The 19,854-nt window shown below is 59.3% G+C and carries 20 protein-coding genes and 1 pseudogene; 12 read left to right on the top strand and 9 right to left on the bottom strand.

The window, feature by feature from the left end:
* Positions 1 to 371: 371 nt before the first annotated feature.
* A pseudogene (locus ACFSNN_RS17270) lies at positions 372 to 965 on the bottom strand (trypsin-like peptidase domain-containing protein); the annotation flags it as partial.
* A 244-nt stretch (positions 966 to 1,209) separates the two neighbouring features.
* Here ACFSNN_RS17270 and ACFSNN_RS41395 point away from each other — a divergent pair.
* From ACFSNN_RS41395 to ACFSNN_RS17240, 6 genes are all read left to right on the top strand, one after another.
* Complete coding sequence (locus ACFSNN_RS41395) at positions 1,210 to 1,638, top strand: hypothetical protein (protein ID WP_244323185.1); 429 nt, start codon at positions 1,210 to 1,212, stop codon at positions 1,636 to 1,638.
* 598 nt (positions 1,639 to 2,236) lie between these two features.
* Positions 2,237 to 2,473: a type II toxin-antitoxin system ParD family antitoxin gene (locus tag ACFSNN_RS17260; RefSeq protein ID WP_134465821.1), complete on the top strand. Its 237-nt coding sequence runs from the start codon at positions 2,237 to 2,239 to the stop codon at positions 2,471 to 2,473.
* Entirely contained in the window at positions 2,470 to 2,808 is a 339-nt protein-coding gene (locus ACFSNN_RS17255) for a type II toxin-antitoxin system RelE/ParE family toxin (RefSeq protein ID WP_134466411.1), read from the top strand. The genes ACFSNN_RS17260 and ACFSNN_RS17255 overlap by 4 nt, the downstream gene beginning before the upstream one ends.
* Positions 2,809 to 3,228: 420 nt before the next feature.
* Positions 3,229 to 3,420 carry a hypothetical protein gene (locus ACFSNN_RS17250; protein ID WP_134465820.1) on the top strand — a complete coding sequence of 64 codons (192 nt, stop codon included), beginning with the start codon at positions 3,229 to 3,231 and terminating at the stop codon, positions 3,418 to 3,420.
* Between the two features lie 335 nt (positions 3,421 to 3,755).
* A complete protein-coding gene (locus ACFSNN_RS17245; protein ID WP_244323183.1) occupies positions 3,756 to 3,998 on the top strand; it encodes a type II toxin-antitoxin system CcdA family antitoxin in 243 nt (80 codons plus the stop codon).
* Positions 3,998 to 4,318: a CcdB family protein gene (locus ACFSNN_RS17240; protein WP_134465819.1), complete on the top strand. Its 321-nt coding sequence runs from the start codon at positions 3,998 to 4,000 to the stop codon at positions 4,316 to 4,318. Before ACFSNN_RS17245 ends, ACFSNN_RS17240 begins: the two co-directional genes overlap by 1 nt.
* 797 nt (positions 4,319 to 5,115) lie before the next feature.
* Here the strand turns inward: ACFSNN_RS17240 and ACFSNN_RS17235 are convergent.
* A complete protein-coding gene (locus tag ACFSNN_RS17235) occupies positions 5,116 to 5,451 on the bottom strand; it encodes a hypothetical protein (RefSeq protein WP_134465818.1) in 336 nt (111 codons plus the stop codon).
* A 135-nt stretch (positions 5,452 to 5,586) separates the two neighbouring features.
* The gene (locus ACFSNN_RS17230; RefSeq protein ID WP_134465817.1) at positions 5,587 to 7,074 is read right to left on the bottom strand and encodes a hypothetical protein; all 1,488 of its coding nucleotides are present in this window, start codon (positions 7,072 to 7,074) and stop codon (positions 5,587 to 5,589) included.
* 1,493 nt (positions 7,075 to 8,567) lie between these two features.
* On the opposite strand from ACFSNN_RS17230, the gene ACFSNN_RS17225 reads away from it, so the two are divergent.
* On the top strand, positions 8,568 to 9,131 hold the full coding sequence (locus ACFSNN_RS17225) for a TetR/AcrR family transcriptional regulator (RefSeq protein WP_134466413.1): 564 nt from the start codon (positions 8,568 to 8,570) through the stop codon (positions 9,129 to 9,131).
* 696 nt (positions 9,132 to 9,827) lie between these two features.
* Here the strand turns inward: ACFSNN_RS17225 and ACFSNN_RS17220 are convergent.
* Complete coding sequence (locus tag ACFSNN_RS17220; RefSeq protein WP_244323181.1) at positions 9,828 to 10,061, bottom strand: hypothetical protein; 234 nt, start codon at positions 10,059 to 10,061, stop codon at positions 9,828 to 9,830.
* A 98-nt stretch (positions 10,062 to 10,159) separates the two neighbouring features.
* On the bottom strand, positions 10,160 to 10,438 hold the full coding sequence (locus ACFSNN_RS17215) for an HU family DNA-binding protein (protein WP_134465816.1): 279 nt from the start codon (positions 10,436 to 10,438) through the stop codon (positions 10,160 to 10,162).
* A gap of 489 nt (positions 10,439 to 10,927) precedes the next feature.
* Between ACFSNN_RS17215 and ACFSNN_RS17210 the strand changes: the two genes are divergently transcribed.
* Genes ACFSNN_RS17210 through ACFSNN_RS17195 form a run of 4 tightly spaced genes read left to right on the top strand, consistent with a single transcriptional unit; the run spans position 10,928 to position 12,978 of the window.
* Entirely contained in the window at positions 10,928 to 11,263 is a 336-nt protein-coding gene (locus tag ACFSNN_RS17210) for an ArsR/SmtB family transcription factor (RefSeq protein WP_134465815.1), read from the top strand.
* Positions 11,260 to 11,742, top strand: a complete 483-nt coding sequence (locus ACFSNN_RS17205) for an ArsI/CadI family heavy metal resistance metalloenzyme (protein WP_134465814.1) — start codon at positions 11,260 to 11,262, stop codon at positions 11,740 to 11,742. The genes ACFSNN_RS17210 and ACFSNN_RS17205 overlap by 4 nt, the downstream gene beginning before the upstream one ends.
* A gap of 28 nt (positions 11,743 to 11,770) precedes the next feature.
* Positions 11,771 to 12,265 (top strand): arsenate reductase ArsC, encoded by a 495-nt coding sequence (locus ACFSNN_RS17200; RefSeq protein WP_134466410.1) that lies wholly within the window; start codon positions 11,771 to 11,773, stop codon positions 12,263 to 12,265.
* Entirely contained in the window at positions 12,262 to 12,978 is a 717-nt protein-coding gene (locus ACFSNN_RS17195) for an aquaporin (protein WP_377689803.1), read from the top strand. Before ACFSNN_RS17200 ends, ACFSNN_RS17195 begins: the two co-directional genes overlap by 4 nt.
* A gap of 65 nt (positions 12,979 to 13,043) precedes the next feature.
* Here ACFSNN_RS17195 and ACFSNN_RS17190 read toward each other — a convergent pair whose 3' ends face one another.
* From ACFSNN_RS17190 to ACFSNN_RS17180, 3 genes are all read right to left on the bottom strand, one after another.
* Positions 13,044 to 14,969 carry a tyrosine-type recombinase/integrase gene (locus tag ACFSNN_RS17190; RefSeq protein ID WP_134466409.1) on the bottom strand — a complete coding sequence of 642 codons (1,926 nt, stop codon included), beginning with the start codon at positions 14,967 to 14,969 and terminating at the stop codon, positions 13,044 to 13,046.
* Between the two features lie 350 nt (positions 14,970 to 15,319).
* The gene (locus tag ACFSNN_RS17185) at positions 15,320 to 16,390 is read right to left on the bottom strand and encodes a tyrosine-type recombinase/integrase (protein WP_134466408.1); all 1,071 of its coding nucleotides are present in this window, start codon (positions 16,388 to 16,390) and stop codon (positions 15,320 to 15,322) included.
* Between the two features lie 319 nt (positions 16,391 to 16,709).
* Positions 16,710 to 17,093 carry a hypothetical protein gene (locus ACFSNN_RS17180; RefSeq protein WP_134466407.1) on the bottom strand — a complete coding sequence of 128 codons (384 nt, stop codon included), beginning with the start codon at positions 17,091 to 17,093 and terminating at the stop codon, positions 16,710 to 16,712.
* 12 nt (positions 17,094 to 17,105) lie between these two features.
* On the opposite strand from ACFSNN_RS17180, the gene ACFSNN_RS17175 reads away from it, so the two are divergent.
* Complete coding sequence (locus ACFSNN_RS17175; protein WP_377689827.1) at positions 17,106 to 17,273, top strand: hypothetical protein; 168 nt, start codon at positions 17,106 to 17,108, stop codon at positions 17,271 to 17,273.
* Between the two features lie 265 nt (positions 17,274 to 17,538).
* On the opposite strand, the gene ACFSNN_RS17170 is transcribed toward ACFSNN_RS17175, so the two are convergent.
* Positions 17,539 to 19,173, bottom strand: coding sequence for a methyl-accepting chemotaxis protein (locus tag ACFSNN_RS17170; protein WP_134466406.1), 1,635 nt, complete (start codon positions 19,171 to 19,173; stop codon positions 17,539 to 17,541).
* Between the last annotated feature and the right edge of the window lie 681 nt (positions 19,174 to 19,854).

Genomic DNA, 19,854 nt, shown 5'->3' with positions numbered 1-19,854 from the left:
TTGACACGCGCAAACAAACAGTTCCATCTAATATCGTTCGACGGAAGCAGGTTACCGAGTGGATGGCCACGCTGAAGGTCCGCTGATCGGTATGAAGCAATCGGTATGAAGCAGCTACTTGAGCGACGATCTTTGCGCCTCCGCGAAAGGTCCGCTTACGTTAAGGATTGTTGGACGCCTGCCCCAAACCGCAGGCGTGTGACTACCCTGGCGCCGGCGGGCGTCCAACAATCCTCGAGGGAGGAAATCGCGGGATGCTCAGAGGCGGCTCGAACTGGCCGCGGTTATGGCGATTTGACCAGTGGCGTTGTCGCCCAGGTCTCGACAAACCCGTAGAAATGTCAGCGGATGCTGAGACGAGAACCGCGATACCCTTGTTTTTGCAAAGTCAGCTTCGTCCCGTCGATCTGGATCACGGCGATATCCCTTTGCGTATCGACGGCCACGATTTTTGCCTTGAACTCGCGCCGGTCGGTCAGGCGCACGGTCACGTCATCCGACTGATCGACGACATGCGCCGTCGTCAGAATGAGACCGTTCGGGCTCACGATGAAGCCTGATCCGACGCCGGACATCGCGTGCGGTGTAGCGCCCAGGCCGTCCTGCGATTGTGGCAACGCCTGCTTGAAGAACGCGAAGATGGGATCGTCACCATCGATCGCTTCGGAGTCGGGACCCGAAGCGGCCGTCGCGCTCGCGGGCGCATTCACCGGCACTGTCGCGCGGATATTCACGACAGCCGGCCCATAGCGTTCGACGATCGCGGGAAAGTCGATTGGCGCGGCCGCGCTGCCAGTTGCAGCACGCTTTTCCTTCGCCGTCGCGGTGGTCGGCGCCGACACGGAAGCAACGCCAGACGCCGCTGCCGGAGAAGCGGCGACTCCCTCCGTGCAGAAAAAACCGGTCAGGCATGCCGTCGTCATGGCGGTGCAAAACCAGATGCAAGACAGGGGGGAACAGGTCAATCGGGTCAGGGCGAACACAGCGCACCTCCCCTTATGCGTTGCACCGTGAAGAAATAATTTTGCGCACGAGAGCCCCGGACTGCGAGACAACACACCGATGAATTCCAGATCGAAAGGACCGCGGGCGCGGGAGATCGCGTCGAGCGTTCCCATGCGGTCGCGAGTGGGAATGCGATCAACCTGTTGTACGATCTTTGATGGATCGAAGTCGACTTGGGATTGGGCTGCAGCATTTTTGCCAGCAATGGGCGTTCCGGACGCGAACGGTCTGCTCGCTTGTCTTCTTTTTATTTATAGGGAAGCGGCGACCAAATTGCAGCGAGTACAAATCCTGGCGTGCGTCAAAGGGGTGTATTCGGCGCGCGTGTCATGCGGCGGCGCGTCAGATGCCTGGTGCTCACGGTTTGCTTGCGAATATGCAAAGCGCTTCGTCATTCTGTGTCAGTTTTTCATCTGCGAAACCGGCGGCCGCCAAGCGTTCGATCAGGCCGTCTTGCCGTTGTCGTCAATAGACTGTGACGCGCGGCGCGAGCGTTCCGCCCGGCTTCATCACGTAGCGTATTTCGGTGAGGCCCGCATCAGGGGTGGGCCAGACCTGCATCAAGTTGATCGCAAGTGCCGTGTTGAATGTGTTGTCGTCGAACGGCAGGCGCTCGACCGAGCCACGGCGTAGCTAGGACTGGCCGCGCGATCGCTTCGGCATTGCGCACGGCATCCTGCGCAACCACCTCCGTCGATGGGTCGACGTCGGCAATCGTTCCCGCAGCGCCTTTTGCACGAAAGCTCAACGCCGACCGCGTAACGATGACTTTCGAAGTCCGTGACGCGATAGCCGCATCATGCACGGGCGTGAGCGGTCCTGATGCCAGTTATGCCAGCGCCGACCATGGCCATTCGTGACATGACAGGGTCCACGTGTTCGTTGAGCATCGCCGGGCGCGCACTGTTGTTGCCGCCGCCAATGCCTCATTTGTCCATGTACCGGAGAGTTTAGGCATTTGCGCCGTGAATGGCCGAGGCGCCCCTACTGGGGCATTCGTACTTTTTGTGCAATTTCTGGCAGTTACTTTCTAAGTATCCTTATTTTTATGAACTCGAAGAATCGGGTTCCAGCGAGGTGCTACTCCGCAGGAGAGCCTTGCTGGACGAGGCTCAGCGGGCGACGGACGCCAGAAATTGCACAAAAGGTACGGATACCCCGGCTCACGAATGTCCCATCGCCTCAACGACCAGCGTGGCAAATTTTGCCAAGCGCTGATAGACTGTTTTGCATGAGTACGATGAACATTTCCCTCCCCGATTCGCTGAAAGCATATGTCGACGAGCAGGTCGGCGAATGCGGCTACGGCACGAGCAGCGAATACGTCCGCGAACTGATTCGTAAGGATCGAGATCGCAAGCATTTACGTGCGATGATCCTCCACGGAGCAACCTCTGGACTCGCGGGTCCGGTCGATGCCGCCTACTTCGAATCGCTGCGCGTCCGGGTGCGTACTTCGCGCAAATGACGGCCAGGCCCGTCATCCCGACTCGACTGGCCCAGCAGGACGTAGAAGACGAACTCACTCGCTACCTCGTCGACGAAGGCTCCGAAAGCGCCGCGCTCGGTTTCATTTCGGAGATCGAGCAGGCATATGCGCATCTCGCCAAGCCCCCCCGCACCGGGTCTCCACGTTACGCGTACGAACTGGACATACCGGGCTTGCGATCATGGCCGCTTGATCGGTACCCGCATATGATCTTCTACGTCCTGCGCAGGCATCATGTAGAGGTCTGGCGTGTCCTCAACGGCAAGCGCGATCTTGCGGCGTGGCTATTGAGCGACGACGGCGAGAATCACTGACACCGTCGCCACGGCAAAAGGCCCGCGAGCCGCCTATCTACATCGCCGGCTTCTTCAATTCTGCGCTTTCCGCGGTTGTGCACAGAGATCCGCATGCCGGACATCGGGCGGGCTCTCATGGGCGCGAGCTGAGTAATTGCCCCGCCTGCCGATCTTTTCTCCCGAGACCGGCATCGTGACAGCGCCTCGACGAGCTACGCGGCTTGAACATGCTACAGTTCCGTCAGCCATTCGCCGGCTCGCACCGGGTGATCTGTCCGATGACGGACGAGACGACCGATGTTCAGCCAGGCGCCTGCAGGAAGACCGCTGCTGTACCTGCCGAGAAATTCGCCACAACTGCCACGCTCCCAGGTGCGCCGCGAGCTACTTCCGCAATAGGGCAGGCGCGCCGCTCGACACTTCCCCTGAACAACATCCATGGACTATCAGGTCAGTTACGAACACAGCCTTGCTGCGGCACCCGAAGAATTCATAGTTCACGTGCCGTCGCAGCTGATCAAAGATGTTCCGGACAACGTGCCTCGGGCATTACTTCCTGAATTCATCGCGGGACTCATTGCTGAACGATCCCCGAGCATCGGCAAGATTCGCAATCTCAGGATCCTGTAGCTTGTCGAGAGCCAAGTCCGACCCACTGTCTCTGCTGCACCTGCTCGATTTCCAGGTGCGCGCACCACAATCCCGAGTGGATCGCCCAATGGTCCGCTGTCCGGTTCCTGACGGCTGGTTTCCGCGGCGAAGCCGCGTCTGGGTAGGGTTAAAGCGTTGACCGTTAGTTGCACAAAATCAATGACCATTCTGCGCCCTTCTACGGCGACACCTGCGGCGTTGCTTCGCCTTCCTCCAGTCAGGCACCTACTGTCCTGCTTAGTTGCGGGTGGACAGCTTGGACGGACGACATTTTGTGCGTGATAATGCACATGATATGCAACATGGAGGTGAACATGGGCAAGGCACTGGAAGCTCGACCGCGCAAATCCACCAACGTCACCCTGCCGCCTGAAATCCTGGAGCGGGCCAAGCAGTTGGGGATTAACCTTTCGCGCGCGAGCGAACGCGGCGTGCGCGAAGAAATCCAGGAGGCGGAGGCTCGCCGTTGGGCCAATGATAACGCCGAGCTGGTCGCCGCCTACACGGCAATGGTCGATCGCGACGGACTTCCACTCGCGAAATTCAGGACTTTTTAATGGCCCGGTTCGATCTCTACGCCAATCCTGACGATGACACAAGGAGACTCGCGCCGTACCTGCTCGACGTGCAGAGCACGCACGTCGGAATTTTGCCCACGCGCATCGTGATTCCTGTGCGACCAGGGCGGCAACTCGCCTTCTCCGGCAAGCCGTCCGATTTACTGCCGGTTTTCGAGATTCACGGCGAAGATTGTTTCCTTGACACGCCTGCCATGAGTGCCGTTCCCTTGAACGCCCTCGGCAAACATATCGGTTCTCTTTCGGCTCACCGTGAAGCCATCCTGGCGGCGCTCGACCGGATCTTCGGTGCGTATTGACTGATTGCAACACGAAACACCCCGATTGTGTCGGCCCAAGCTGCCCCCTGTTGCTGCACATTCCTGGTTGTGTTGAAGCCAGATTCAAATGCCGTGGCGCAGGCCGGATACGTGGGTTTTGACTCTGGTTTCTGGGGGTGAAGTCGCTGTGTAGTTGTTTCTGTCTATCTCGGGCGGGTTTCCTGATTACCGCTGATCGCAATCGACGATTGCCGACCCTGCTCCCCTGCTCCATCGTAGATGGCCGATCAAGGTCCCGGAACCACTTACAGCACTCATGCAAGTCCAGACCAGCCGATTACAGCCTGGGCGACTGGACTTGCGCAGACGCACCCCCAAGCATTTCCATCGCGTCGTTCGGCATCCTTTCATGCCCTTCCCACGTCGGGCATCCCTCGCACCACAGATGCTGTTGCAGCTCTTACGTCGTGCGCGCGCGCCTCAGACCGACCCTGTGCGGCCGTTCGATTGCGTGGATAGCGATGGACCGTTTCTGAGCTAAAAGAGACGTGAGTGGCCCAGATTTTCTCGGCTGACGCCTGCGGTGAGAAGGTGTGCCTTTGGCGATCCGTGCAATTTCTTGCGCCCCACCGACATCAGTGCCGGCGGGTTCATTCGGGCGGGGCGTGGCTTGGCAAAGCGACTCCGCAGGCCGCCATTTCTGCAACAAATCTCATATCAGCGCAACGCGCAAGAGATCGATGGTGGCGCGTATCACATACGCTATTTGGCTGACGCCAGGCGAAGGTCGCTCCACGACTGACGCGCTGGCGCGCAGCGTCAACTCATTCAGAAGTTCAACCGTGCGGGTGGCATTCCCAGTTGTTATACGTCGGTCTGTCGATTGGCGTCAGCCCTGGGATCATGAACACCGTGCAGGTGAAGCGCCGTCCCTTCCCCGTGGTAGCGTCGTAACTCACCTGCTGGCCGCCCAGCGCGTTCTTCCGCCCATACTGAACGTTGGCAATCGTGATCTCGTCCGAGGAGGCGAGACCGATGGTCTTCGCGGTGGACGTCTGGACATCGATCATGTCCAGTTTCGTGGTTCCGCACGCCGACAGAGCAACACTGACGGTACTGACGACCGCTATGCCGAGAATCGTCCGCAGCGCGGAATGCAGGTCTTGTTGCATGGTTCTTCCTTATCGATGGTTTGAACATTGACGTTGCCGCGCAAGCACGCGCGGCACATGCCGGGTCTTCTCGCGCGATGAAATTCGCTGTCGCCGCACGATGCGGCGACGGATTCGAGCAGGTCGACGAAACGATCACGTGCCCGGGGTATAGAAGGCGGCCTGCAATTCATCGCCGGCGTTCGAGATATACGACTGCCAGACGAGCGCCATCGCACCGGATGCGTTGACGGCCAGCGCGGGCCACGAGGCGTCCTGCGGATCCTGGCTGAACAACGTCGGGGTTCCCCACGAGCCGTTCCGATAACTGGCAGCGATCACGTCCGACGAGCCCGGCGTACCCGAGTCCTGCCACGCCGCCGTCACGTTGCCGGCTGCATCGATCACCAGCGGCGGAAGCTGCGCCGCCGTCGTGTTCACGGTTGCCGTCAATTGATGCAACGGCCCCCAGTTACCGCTGGCATCCGACACGCTTGCCTGCAGCACGGCACCGCCTTGCGCCCACATCACCGCCGCGACGCCGTTCGGATTGACGCTAAGTATCGGCGTGGCGATGAAGGCGCTGGGCTCAGTGATCTCCGGCGCCACGGCCAGCGGGGCCTGCCACCCGCTTCCCACCACGTAGCGCTGCGACATGGTGGTGGTCAGAAGTTTGCCGCCCGTCACATCGAGTTGCCCCCACACCAGCGTGATGTTGCCCTTCGCATCCATGCCCGCCGCGGGCGTGTCGATCGTCGTGAACAGGCTCGTATTCGACACGGCCTGATTGACGTTGGTCCAACCGTTCGTCGCGTCGAACGTGGCCGTCCAGATCGCCGACTGCGTCGTGTTGGTTTGCCCCCACGCAAGGACCGCGCTGCCGGACGGCAGGACGGAGATCATTGGCCGCACGTTGGTGGTGTCGCCCGTGACGGCGCCCGGCCCGGTCTGAGCGGGCATCTGAATCTGCGCGGTCGCGGACCACGTGCCGTTCGGCGTATAGCGTGTCCATGCGATGCGCGAATTGAGCAGGTCGATTGACTGCGGCCACGCCACGATTGCGTTACCCTGGTCGTCGATCCCGGCGGTATAGGTGGAACTGGTCACGTTCGGCGCCACTTCGAGCGCCGTGCCCCATCCAGCACCTGGGCTATACGGGCGCGCCCACAACGCGTACGCGTTGGGGCCCGGCATCCATTCGGTCCAGAACGCGACCGCCTGGCCGCTGGCGTTGCCGACCAGTTGCGGCGCGATCGTGCCGGGACCTGTCATCGAATGGCTGCCGTCGCCGGTGTCCAGCCGCATCGGCGTGCCCCAGCCCGAACCCGGCACATAACGCGCTCCCCACATCTCGTTGCCGAGGCTGCCTGCGGAACCGGTCGTCACCCACGTGACGAGCGTGTTGCCGTTCGCGTCCAAGGTAGCACTCGGTTCGGCTTCCACGGCTTTGCCGTCCATCGCGACCGCTTGCGACCAGCCGGGCTGCGCCTTGGTAGTGCCACCGGTCCCCGGCGATGACGGACCGGACGGTGAACCAGGATTCGTTGTCGGCGACGAGGCGCCGCCTTTTGTCGATACATCGTCGCCGCCGCATGCGGTTAACGTTAGACAAGCGGCCATGACGACCAATGCTATGGGTTTCATAAAAGTCCTTTTTTATTTGCCAACTGGCTCGCCCCTGCTATCAACCGACATAAAGCACGACACCTGTTAATACTGGGGCATCCGTTTCCCGGCTTCTCACTCTGTCACTTCAACGAAAAAGCAAACAGAATCCATACGGCATGCAGTTTCTCGTGCATGCAGCACATTTTCTCCAGGCATTACTAATCGCTTAACGTGTACGCAACATGTTCCCAAGTCATCAAAACCAAAGGCGACCGCGGATTGCATTCCCGTCAAATCGAGCGTTTCTCTCAGATATTGCACATTCGTTGCAGGAAGACCCAAGCAACGGATACGACCGAATCGGGCCGTACGGGTGAAGTCGAAAGCGCACCTACTGCATCGGTACGGCCCGAAGGGCCCTGCCTTTTCGGTTGTGAACCGGCAGATTAAACATGCTGAAAGTAAGTATGTTTCCTCCGTTGTCGAATCAAATATGCGTGGCCCCATGTTGACCGGAGGTTAGCCGATCTTTCAGACTGAATTTTGCATTTCTAATGTTGCACCACGACTAAAAACGTCAAACAGATCCAGTTTTAATGATCATACTTTTCCTCTTGTTCAAATGATATAGATCGTTCTACATTTATGTCAACGGGTTCGAAACCAATATTCGATCGGCGAAACCAAACGCGGATGCCTCAGCCCGTTGAACGAAGCGGCGCAGAAACGTCTTGAATGAGAACAGCATAGGTGCGGACGGGACGCAAAGTTCATCGGTTACCCCGGCAGGGACGCGCCGGCTACCTCATTATTCGTTTAGCACGGAAGTTGCGCGTGTGGGCTACTTCACTGCGGCTGTGCAACGGTCGCGTTGATTAAGGGGCAGGGAGCCTACTTCACGCTTATCCGCTAAAACGGCCACGGCTGTGTAGCGCTCCAGAATCGCGGCGTCGAAGCCGAAAGGCGACCATTCCGTCGCTTCGGACGACACCCGGTCCTCTGCAGCAGTTGTAGGCAACATCCTGCTTCGTCCGCCGCATTGCACTGAAGCGCTGACCTAAGAAGCCAGGATTAGGTAGCGACATCACCTCTGTGCGTGGAGAGATTCCGCACAAACATTCTGGCTTTAACGGACCATGGTCTTACGGCTTCTTCCTATTCAGCAACCTTTGACCCGGAACCCTTGAACCATCGGTCGGGCGCACCGACTTAGCGCTATGAAGGAGGCTGAGCCAGAGACACCGAACAGATGAGGAGTCGGGCTCGACAAATTCATCGACATGACGTCTTTGCCTTTGAGGTCTGGTCTACCACGTCAGAATCTCGGGCGGGCGTCGGACTACGGAAGGAATTTAACGAAACTGCGCAGCTTTGGTGACGCGGACATTCGCAAGATTCCGCGCGCTTTGGCTTGGCCTATGACACGCTGGCTAAGAGCCTGTATAGATCGTTCTACTCTGTTCCGAGAAATGGCATCAGATCAGATGTTAAAATTCTCGAAAATATGTCAAATCGAGAGTGTGATCTGCATGCGCGCGAGCAAACGACAACTTGTCGTCGACAAAGCCACTGTGCTGTTTTCAAAGCATGGCTTCCAGGCCGTAGGAGTGGACTGGATTATCGACGACTCCGGCGTCGCGCGAATGACGCTGTACCGCCATTTTTCAGGGAAGGACGATCTGATCCGGGAGGTTCTGCTCCAACGCTACGCACTGATCATTGGCAGCATTGAAGCCCGCCTGCAGAGGCTCACGGTTCCGGAGGAGCGAGTCAAGGCAATCTTCGACTGGTACGGCGATTGGTTCGCCACGCCAGAATTCGCGGGCTGCCTGTTCGAACGCGCACTGGCGGAGTTTGGCACCGAATACCCTAAAGTTTCAGGCGTTGCCATTCAATATCGGGAAAAGATGACCAGTTGGATGGCAGAACTGCTGGGGGATGTCATGCCAGCGTCTGATGCTAAACACCTTGGTGACGTTTTCATGATGTTACTGGATGGGGCAACCGTCAACGCTCGCGCAGCGAATGATCCTACGCCTGCTTCGCAGGCGTGGGCCGCAGCAGAGGTTCTACTGAGATCGGCAAAAGGCTGACGCGGCGTTAGCGTGCGCCCCGGTACGATCTGTTCATAACCGGCGCTGCCCAGCGAATTCCGATGCCAGCCGGATTCGACGAGCAGTAGAACAACGGACTGGGCGCGCTCCGCGACGCGGTTCGAATAATCACACTGGGCGGCTCCGCTTCGTTTACCAAATTAAGCAGGCGGCGTGAACGTGACTGGGCCTGACGGGCCAATTGATGCCCGTAACTGCGGGCGTCATCGTCAGGAACTGATCATGTGCGATCTTCCCACCGAAGTCGTTGGGCGTCTGAATGTCCAGCGGTTACGCGTGCGAGGGATCAATCTCCTACAGATCGTGGATCTATCGCTGCAGGCTCGCTACCGTCACTGAGAAGAACAGTTCGTTCTGTGGTCGGTGCCGACCATCGTTTTTCCGTTTTCGCAGCATTCTACAACCGGCGTGGCCCAAACACTTGACCTATCGCGAGCCGGTGACGCGCTGCTGGATATTGCTCATGCCGACGCTCTGAATGAGGTCGATGGCTGCGTTCAATGCATGGACGCCGGGAACCCTGTTGACCGTCGACCGCCCATTGATGCCCTTGCCATATCCTGACGACGATTTCCAAAAAGGAACGCCACCTGTCGGCGGCGTATGCGATGCGGGACAGCGACGTGTAGCGGTCTGAACCAAACCTCCACTCACTAGGAACTCGCCCGCCCGATCCTATAACTCGTGATCGGCAAGCCACATCAGCGCGCCGTCACGCTCGCTGCCGGCGATGGTCGTCCACATGCGCCCTGCTTCATCGACTGCGACGCATCCCGGTTGCCAGTGCTCGGGGTTGCGGAGCGTGTTCACCCAGCTCTGCACCTCATCGCCAAACAGCACGACCACCCCACCACGGCCAACGTATCCGTTGTCTTCCCGCCAAAGCCGTGCTCTCTCGAAAAGAGTCACGATGATTCCCTGCACCTTAGGGATGTTGTGAAACGCGGCACAGCGACGTGGTCGTCACGAGCCATGGCGAGCGCGTGAACCCGGGCGGATGTGCCACGTCAGGCACCGTTCACGGCGTCCTTGAACGCCTTGCCCGCGGTGAATTTCACCGTCTTCGCCGCAGCGATCTGGATCTCCGCGCCGGTCGCCGGATTGCGGCCGACGCGCGCCGCACGTGCGCCGGTGGAAAACGAGCCGAAGCCGATCAGCTGCACGGTGTTGCCCTTGGTGACCGCGGTGGTGATGGTGCCAATCAGTGCATCCAGCGTTTCGGCGGTCTCGGCCTTCGTGGAGCCCGTCTTCGCGGCGACGGCATCAATCAGATCCTGCTTGTTCATGGTTTGGCCTGCAGAAGGGTGAAGTAAGTCGCCACCCTACCCGATCCACGGGCGTCCGCGCAATCGGCGCACTCCGGAATCGGCGCCCGGATGCTTTCCGTTGGACGGCACCTCGTCCCGTGACTGCACGCGGGCGACCGTCTCCGTCAGATACCTACGGGCCAATGGGACCTGTGGCGAGGGACAGTCAGGCGACGCCGATCCCGAGCAAGGTGCGGCAGGTTCAGCCCGCGTCCCACGGGTGCCACCCCGGCCGTGGCCACGGGCCCCAAAGTAGGCTGTCTCGAACGGCCTGAGCAAAAAAAGACTTGCCAGATCACGCAATGTCCGTAAATGAAGGGTATGAAAGCCACAATTATGTGGAATTGGACGAATTTTTTGTTGGCAAACGAAGTTGCTGAGAGTCGGGAGCCTAGAGTGACGCGATGTTTGCGGAGATCGCTACATTCATGCTTTGCTTTCTTTCCATAATTCGACTATAGTCGAATTATGGAAACGACTCATACCGTCGCCGCACTTGCGGCACTTGCGCACGAGTCCAGACTCGCGATCTTTCGCTCTCTGGTACAGGCAGGCCCCGAGGGTTTGCCCGCCGGCCAGATCGCCACGCTGCTCGATGTGCCACCGTCGTCGCTCTCCTTCCACCTGAAGGAGCTGTCTCATGCGCAGCTCGTCACCAGCCGTCAGGAAGGCCGGTTCGTCTTCTATTGCGCGAACTTTGCAACGATGAACGGCCTGCTGGCTTATCTCACCGAGAACTGCTGTGGTGGCAACCCCTGTTCGCCGGTAGCAGCGTGTTCCCCTTCCAGCAAGAGGAAGTCATGAAACGCTTTCACATTCACGTCGCCGTCACTGATCTCACGGCGAGTATCCGCTTTTACTCCGCGTTGTTCGCGACCGGACCGACCGTTGTCAAGGATGACTACGCAAAGTGGATGCTTGACGACCCTCGCATCAATTTCGCGATTTCGCAACGCGGCGCCACGCCGGGGGTGGACCATCTTGGGGTGCAGGTCGAGAACGAAGCCGAACTGGCCGAGATGCACGATCGCCTTGAAGGCGCAGCACTACCGGTCGACGCGCAGATCGGTACTGCCTGCTGCTACGTGAAGTCGAACAAGTACTGGACCGTCGATCCACAGGGCATCGCATGGGAGTCGTATCACACCCTGAACGACATTACCGTGTTCGGTGAGTCGCGAGATACGCAGACCAGTTCCCCCGCTTCCGAGGTTGCGGCGTGCTGCGCTCCGTCGTCGGGCAAACCGGTTGGCATTCCGGTCAAGTCTTCGTCGTGCTGCTGAGTCCTGCACGCATTTCAATGAGGAACGTATGACGACCAACGTATTGATCCTGTGCACGCACAACTCGGCGCGCAGCGTGCTCGGCGAGGCCATGCTGAATCACCTCGCTTCGAAGCTGGACAAGGACGTGCGTGCTTTCAGCGCGGGCAGCAAACCAGGCGGCCGTCTGAACCCGTTCGCCGTCGAGGCACTCACGCGCGTGGGTATCGACGTGAGCGGCTATCGCAGCAAGAGCTGGAACGAATTTGCAGGCGATGATGCGCCTACCATGCGGATCGTCATTACCGTCTGCGATAGCGCGGCTGCGGAGACATGTCCTTACTGGCCGGGCAGTCCCGTCAAGGTTCACTGGGGCTATGCGGACCCTTCTGTTGCACCGGGCGGCGACGACGGCAAGCGGGTCGCGTTTGAACTGACCCGTCAGGCGATCGGATACCGCATGCTGCAGCTCCTCGCACTACCGCTAGACACGATGAGCAATGGGGATCTCCAGCGCGCTCTCAGAGAGATTTCCGAATCATGACCGCAGTGATGGGACTGAAGCGCAAGGTATTCGCCGAACTGGTGGGTACGGCGCTGCTGCTCGCGGTGGTGATCGGCTCCGGCATCATGGCGGCACGACTTGCCGGTGGCAATGTGGCAATTGCCCTGCTCGCCAACACGCTGGCGACAGTGGGCGGCCTGTATGTGCTGATTGAAGTTTTCGGGCCATTGAGCGGCGCCCATTTCAATCCGGCCGTCAGCGCCGTCATGACGCTGCGTGGCGAACTGCCCGTGCGTGAACTCCTGCCGTATATCGCTGCGCAGCTGGTCGGCGCACTGCTCGGCGCGTGGCTTGCGCATGCAATGTTCGATCTGCCCATCGTCGAGCTATCGGGCAAGGTTCGCACGGGAACCGGGCAATGGATTGCCGAAGCTGTGGCCACCGCCGGCCTGCTGCTTGTCATTCTGCGTGCGCCGGCCGGACGCGCGTCGATCCTGGTCGCCGCCTACATCGGTGCGGCATACTGGTTCACGGCGTCAACGTCGTTCGCAAACCCGGCCGCTGCGTTTGGCCGCATGTTCAGCGACAGCTTTGCAGGCATTGCGCCGTCGAGCGTACCCGGCTTTGTCATTGCGGAGCTGATCGGCGCAGCAATTGGCCTCTCCCTGCACTCGGCGTTCGAACCGCGCAAGCAACGTATCGGTCATCCGAATCTGATCGAATCCTCAGGCGAGCATGGAGATATTCGCTGACGCGGGCATCTGGTCAGTTTGCGCTTCACGACTACCTTGAGGATTTAAGTGTTAGCGCAGGTACCTCACCGCTTCCGCGGAACCGAACCATCTGGCGCGGGCGTAGATTCTAGGCGCTGAAGAAGACGCTCGACAGCCTGCCGGTCACCCTCTACCGCATCGCGCTCTTCATCCGTGAGCGGGATTTCCTGCAACATCCGGATCATGCCGGCCTTTGATGCGATCAGTTCGGCCCGGGTCGACTCCTTCGGGACGTAGAAGTTACACCGTGCACAGGCCATGCGGTGCGGACATTGATCGAAGAATTCATACGAGCATAATCCGTGGCCCAAGTCGTAGTAGCGCCACGGCTGGTCAACGCTTCGCTCATCTATCACCTGCCGATCTATCAGCACCTCCATCATTCTCAGGTTCCGCTGGAAATACTGCGCCTCCGAGTAAGCTTTTGCCAGCTTCGTGGGCGTGAACGCGACATAGTGCTGCGTGGTGACTGGCGAACGATGACCGAGCCATGCCTGCAGCTCGAATAGCGTCATCGGTTCCCTGGCATTGAACAGCTGACTCGCGATGGTCGACCGTGCCCGGTGGCTACTGATCTGGCCGCGTGCATCGACTGCTGGAATGCCGGCCTTCCGACAGAGCATTGGAATGAGACGCCGGTTCAGAAAGCGATGCAGAATCCTCTTCGCACGATATGAGAACAGGAAGGCCACCTTTTCGCCGGTCTTGATATCGAGCGCAAGTGGCTGGACCGGACGCACTCTTTCCCAGGCCCATATTGCTTCGCCGACGACCGCATCGATAGGTTTGGTAAATGCGGTTCCTGTCTTGTGCACTGGCACATCGAGCATCCAGCACTGCTCTCCCAGGCTTCCTGCCAACGGTTCCTTTCGCGCACAGCCGGTTCGCAGCCTTACTATCTCATCGCTACGTAAGCCGGCGAAGAGCCACACGATGCCCAACGCTTGCATCATCTCGAGCGGATAGTAACCGCCCGTGCTGCGACGAATCTCCTGCAGATCGTCGCCTGCCGTGCTGCCGTGCAGCGGAAGATCGTTCAACGTCAGGTTAAGCCCAGCCCAGAGGAGCTTGGCCCATAGGTCGTCAGCAATGGCGCGTGGTGCCGGTCCTATGAGTGACTTCACCGAACGGGGCGTGGCAAATGCCCGCGACGGGTCGAAGCGGCGCGGTATCCATTCCCATTCCTGAGCATCGACAAAGAAGCACCTTATCGAACCAAGCAAGGCCGTTTTGGTGCGGGCGCTGATGGGTTTGCCCAACTTGGCGCCCAGACCTGCAGTTTTCCAGACGTAGTCCTCGACTCGCATGCGGTCCACCGCGCCGACATATTCTGCCGCCAGCTCCCGGGTCCACTGATCGGCGCGGGTGGTTTCGGGATGTCGGTCTTTCATCCAACGCCCCGCCTTCAGAATCATGCTTCGAAACTGGCGGCGACTACGTACGGTCAGGGTAGTGGTCGCGTCCCATTGCTCTGCCATCGCAACCCATTCGGAGGCGATATTCGCTATCCCCGCTGCATGTATGAATTCCCTGTCGACCGTATCGCGGACTTTGGGTTCATCCACAACCAATCCCGATGCCGTCAGGACACGCGTCAATTGGAAGTACAGCGCGCTGCGGGCGACCGAGTCGCACCAGCGGTTGCGAGCTTCCTTGACAACCTCCGCCGTCAGGGATTCAAGTTCCGGCCGTCCATTCATGAGCAGAAGCTCGGCAACCATGCTCGTCAGTTGTTTGTTGGGGCCTCGATAACCCCATGTTTCCGCAGTGTCGGTCACGCGCTTCAATGTGGCAGCAACTTGTTCCTTGCCGAACACCAATTCCGCCAGGGCTAGCCGTTTCACCCCCTTGAAACAGGAGGTATCGTTGATGCACTGGAGTAGATACGCGACGGCGATCAATACCTCTCGCTCACCGCCACTTGCTATGCTGTTGGCCGAAACAAGCGCGCGTTGGCTCGCCCCGATCATCTCGCGCCATGCGGTGCTGTCCCATCCCTAGAATGCGCGATTCTGTCGCGCACAGTGATCAAGCAGGATCAGCCTGACACGATCGCTACATCCGCATTTGCCGTCGACCACGGCAAGCGCGTCATTGATCGGCGTCACTAACCGCTGGAGCCCTGCCAGGTGACCAGGCGCCGCCCTTGCATTGCGCGTGCTTCCCATCGCCTCGGAAACCTCGCGTGCCAACGTTCGTTGCTCTGCAACCGTGAGGCTGATGCTGCGGTCATAGTCCGCGATTCGCACGGGCCAGACCCATCGACAGGCGCCGGAGCCTGGCGGCTGCGAGGACGGGAGACGGGGAGCTTTCATGACCGTTACGGCTTGTCCGCAATACCCGCCAGCGCTTCGATACGCCACGTATGAATCTGACGCATTGTCTTTGCGAATCGATCCGCCAGATCCTGGCCGGAAAGATGGATGTATTGCCGTGTCGTCTCCAGACTCTGATGGCCGGCAAATCGAGCGATCTCGTGGAGCTGCCAGCCCGACCGTGCAAGGTCGGTCAGACAAAGATGTCGAAGCGTATGAGTAGAAAACGCCGGAACGTCGGCGCGGAGGGCTATGGACCGGACAACCTTGGACCAGGTCCACAACGTGATTGCCGCTCCACGATTGCGGGGTGATTCAGACAAGAATACGGCGTGCAAATCTCGTCCCGCTGGCGGTCTTCGGCGCAGATAGTCACGCAGCAGTTCTGCTGCGGTCTCGGAATACGGCACCACTCGCTCGCGTCGCCCCTTTGTTGTCTCAGCACGCACGCGCAGTAGTCGATGCGCCGGATCGAGATCACTGCCATGGAGCTGACACAGTTCTTCGCGGCGAAGCGCTGCATCGTAAGCAAATGCCAGCATGCATCTGTTTCGCTTCGATTCTTCGCGAACCACAGCGAGCAAGCTCCTCCATTGCTCTTCTGTAGGAATCCACGGGAGCTTATGGAATCTCTGGACGAGCCCTCGGTCGCCGCCCCCGCCGAATTGTCTCGATGAGGTATAACGGCCGCAGCCAACGGGGTTAGTTCGGACCAGCCCTTCGTCAATCAGAAACTCGAAGAGTAACCGGAGCGCGGTAAGACGCTGCTGCAACGTTGCATTCGACAGGCAGCCGCCTGAGCCGGCGCGAGCCTCGTCGGGTGCCGATCGTCTCGGCTGGGAGCGCATCTCGCCCACATATCGCGCAATGGATTCTCGCGATGTACCGCGAAGGTCGACACCGTGCTCCTGCTCAAAGCGAAGGAAGCCTTTGATCGCGTTCATGTACGCTGCGATCGTGTTCCTCGCCAACCCGAGCGAAGAGCAACTCGCTATCCATCGGCGCGCGTAACAGTTTGACGCGATCAACGGATAACGCTGCCATTCCGGTTCGACCAAAGCGCTGCGGGCAGCCATGAATGCCCTCCCGGCAAAAGAGTCGCACCGGAAACTAGCAGGGCAAAACGGGGCGAAATCACTATCGCCTCCAGTCCGGGTTATCCACCGGACTGCTCGCCTCTCGCTACAGAAAAGCGGGCGGCAGCCCCGTGGATAACCCTGCGACCTCGCGCACTCCGAGCCTCAAGTCTCGACATTGATGTACCGTAGCACGATCACAATTCCAACTAACTACAACTATGCGGCCCTTCACTTCCGCGCGCTCCCCGCATTTGGGCATGACGCAACCTGAAACGCTGCCCCGCGTCAGACGACGCTGCGAGTTCGACGGTCTTCCTCAGTGTCCGCCTTTGCGCCAGCTCGCCGCGGTCGCTCGCTCCACCGCCGCGTAATAACGTGCCTGCGAAGTCGCAGCATCGTCGTTGTGTTCCGTCTTCAGGATATCAAACAGATGCTCTGCGACGACTGCCCCGATCGCGTGAACCGCGTCGTGTCGCGTGAGCCCTTCTTTTGCGAGTCGAACCATCGCCCGGACCACGGGTTCAAGATTCAGAGCGATCTGGTTTTCGACGATCGCGTGTAGCGCGGCATGCGCCGTTACATTGGGTAGCTTGATTCGCGCGATGCGGTGATACGTCTCGACAAGCGCAATTCGCTCGTGTTCGTCGAGTTCAAGCCATGAATCGGGTTCGGGCGCACGCTCGGGGTTGTACTCTTCCATGACGCAGGTCCTGTGCTGACTTCCATCTATCGTAAAACTGCCGTCTTCGGCCGCGAGCACGGGATCTCGCGGGCGATCTGCCGGATTTCGGTCAGGGCCTCCTTCAGACGCTGGATCGGCAAGGCGGATTTCCAGCCGAAGGCGCCACGCCGGAATCGCGTGGCGAATGCCCATTTGTGAGAGGCGGTCCGTGTCATGCCTTGGTAGACGTTCCTAGCGCGTCTTCATGTAGGCAGCGTACAGCGCCGCGTTGAGCGCCTGCAGTGCGCGCCGGCTTTCCAGCAGTTCGTGATGCCGGCCCTGACGCTCCAGGCTGAACAACTCGAGCATCATCTTCGCCGTCCGCTCGGGAGCATTCTGTCGCGAAGGCTCTGCCTGTCTGAACAGCGGTGCGAGGCCGGCCTTTTCCGTGAGTGCCCACGCCGTACGGTGATAGGCAGTCGAGCTAGCGCATACCCGCTTGAACCATCAGCCTACTGTCACGCACATACACTTCGTCCGTGGAAGTTGCCTGCGCAGCGGCGTCGGCCTGGTCCGCTACCACAAAGACACAGACAGCGAGATTTAACTTGGCAGTCTGCTCTTCGAGCGACTGCGCCGCTGCCGCTGCCTGCTCAACGAGCGCGGCATTGCGCTGAGTCAGAATATCCATCTGCTCGACCGCCTGACTGAGCTGCTCTATCCCAACACTCTGTTCGGCCGACGCATCAGCAATCTCGCCGACGATTAGCGAAACCTGGCTGATGGCATGTTTAACCTGTGCGATAGTGCCACTGACCTCGCAGGCCTGCTGCGTGCCCCCTTGCACGAGGGTGGTGGACGATTCGATGAGGCCTTTGATCTCCTTGGCCGCTGAAGAGGAACGATGTGCAAGTGCCCGGACCTCGCTGGCGACCACAGCGAAACCTCGGCCCTGTTCACCGGCCCGCGCCGCTTCGACAGCGGCGTTAAGCGCGAGGATATTGGTCTGGAAGGCAATGCCTTCAATCAGGCCGGTGATTTCGGAGATTCTGGCTGAGCTTTGGTTGATTGCCCTGATCGTCTCAACCATACTTTGAACCGCTTCGTCTCCTAATTCAGCCATGGTGGCCGCGTTCTCCGCCAGGAGCCTCGCGTGCCGGGCATTGTCAGCCCCCTGTTTGACCGTCTCCGTCAATTGCGTCATGCTGGCCGCAGCCTTTTCAAGAGACGCCGCCTGCTCATCGGTTCGGCAGGAAAGGTCCACATTGCCGGCCGCGATCTGTCTTGTTGCAGTCGCAACGGTTCCCGCGGCCACGAGGACAGCGCAAATTGCCTCCGAAAATCGCCCGATCAGTTCGTTGAAAGCTGAGGCCGTACGGCCAATTTCATCCATCCTCTCCACAGGAGCGCGACAGGTCAGATCGAGTGTGCAGCTCGTCTTCCTGAGCGCAGTCTGAATTCCGTCCAGACTGCGCGCAAGCAATCTCATCTGGTGCCACACGTAGGCACAAGCCATCGACCCACCAACCGCCATCAGAGTCGCCATGAGCAACACGATTCGCCTGTAAGCGACGTCGTCGCGATGACGCGAGTCATCAGCTTCCTTGCTCAGGCCATCAGAGAGTTGGTCGATTTCCCGTCCCATCGATATTGCGTATGGGCGTACATTTTGTGCCATTGCCGCGGCCGCAGAGGGCATGTCACCACTGCGCCCCAATCGCACGGCTTCGGTAAACCCTTCCTCAAGCCGTACCCTGTCTGCGATGAACCTGGCAGCAAGCGCCTGTGTGGAAGCAGGCTTGTCGCTTAGCCGGAACAGGTCGAACTGTCGATCCGCTGGCTGTTTCAGGATTTCAATAAGGTCAAAGCGCTCCTTTCTCGCTTGAGCATCTTTGATGGACATCGCCTCGAGAAGCTGGATCGCCCGGACGCATTGCAGCCGGAAGGCGTTCTGAAGATATTGCGTGGGCAGAACTACCTGTTGATAAAAAACTTCGGCCCGGGTATTCGCATCGGCAATGCCCTTAAGTCCGAATGCTGCGGTAATCACACATACCATACCAAGCGCAGCGAAACTCAAGCCGAGCCGCGTCTTGAGACGCACTGACGAAGTCAACATCGGGAACCCCCGTATTTAATGAAATAACACCGCTGTCCGAACTGCCCGGAAGAGCAGGCTCACTTGAGCACGGAAGTCCCTCGATATTGGACACAGCCGCTCCCCAGACATGCAACACGGGAGACGCAAGTGTCCGGTCCGACGAGAACGCCTTACTATCGGGCGCTATGGTATTGACCCGGATGTTATTCCCTCAGCGGGCTGCACTCTCCCAATACGGGTCAACGTTACCGGTCGAAATTGTCGGGTCGAATGACCACCTCCGTCCTGACGGCGTTCTGGCGCACGTGCTGGCCGCCCGCCCGTTTGATTTCTGGATGCAGAGGAACGTCACCGGTGTCGGTGCCGGACTTTTCGGCAGCGACCTCATTACTTCTTCGCAACCAGGCTCCACTTTTTCGTCTCACCCTTGCTGGTCCGCCTGTATTCTGGCCGTCAGGCGATGTCTCTCGATTTCATGCGTAAGTCCAATTGCACAGCGCCCAATGCGAGCAACGGCGAAACAAGCAATCGGCTCCTTTGCAAGTAGCCAGGCGCCAGTCCGAACATGCAGCCACATCTGTTAGCTCGCCCCGCAAGCGGCCTTCATTTCAGTTTTGACGCAAAAGACTTACAGATTTGAAACGCTTACTGCGGTGAGGGCCCGGCATTGGCGGCGGAGGCGTTGATGGAGTCGCATGC

Origin of the sequence: Paraburkholderia dipogonis (assembly GCF_042680985.1) — a bacterium.
GTDB classification, from domain to species: domain Bacteria; phylum Pseudomonadota; class Gammaproteobacteria; order Burkholderiales; family Burkholderiaceae; genus Paraburkholderia; species Paraburkholderia phytofirmans.
Note: the sequence above shows the minus strand (reverse complement) of the source record. Positions and strands in the feature narration are given on the sequence as shown.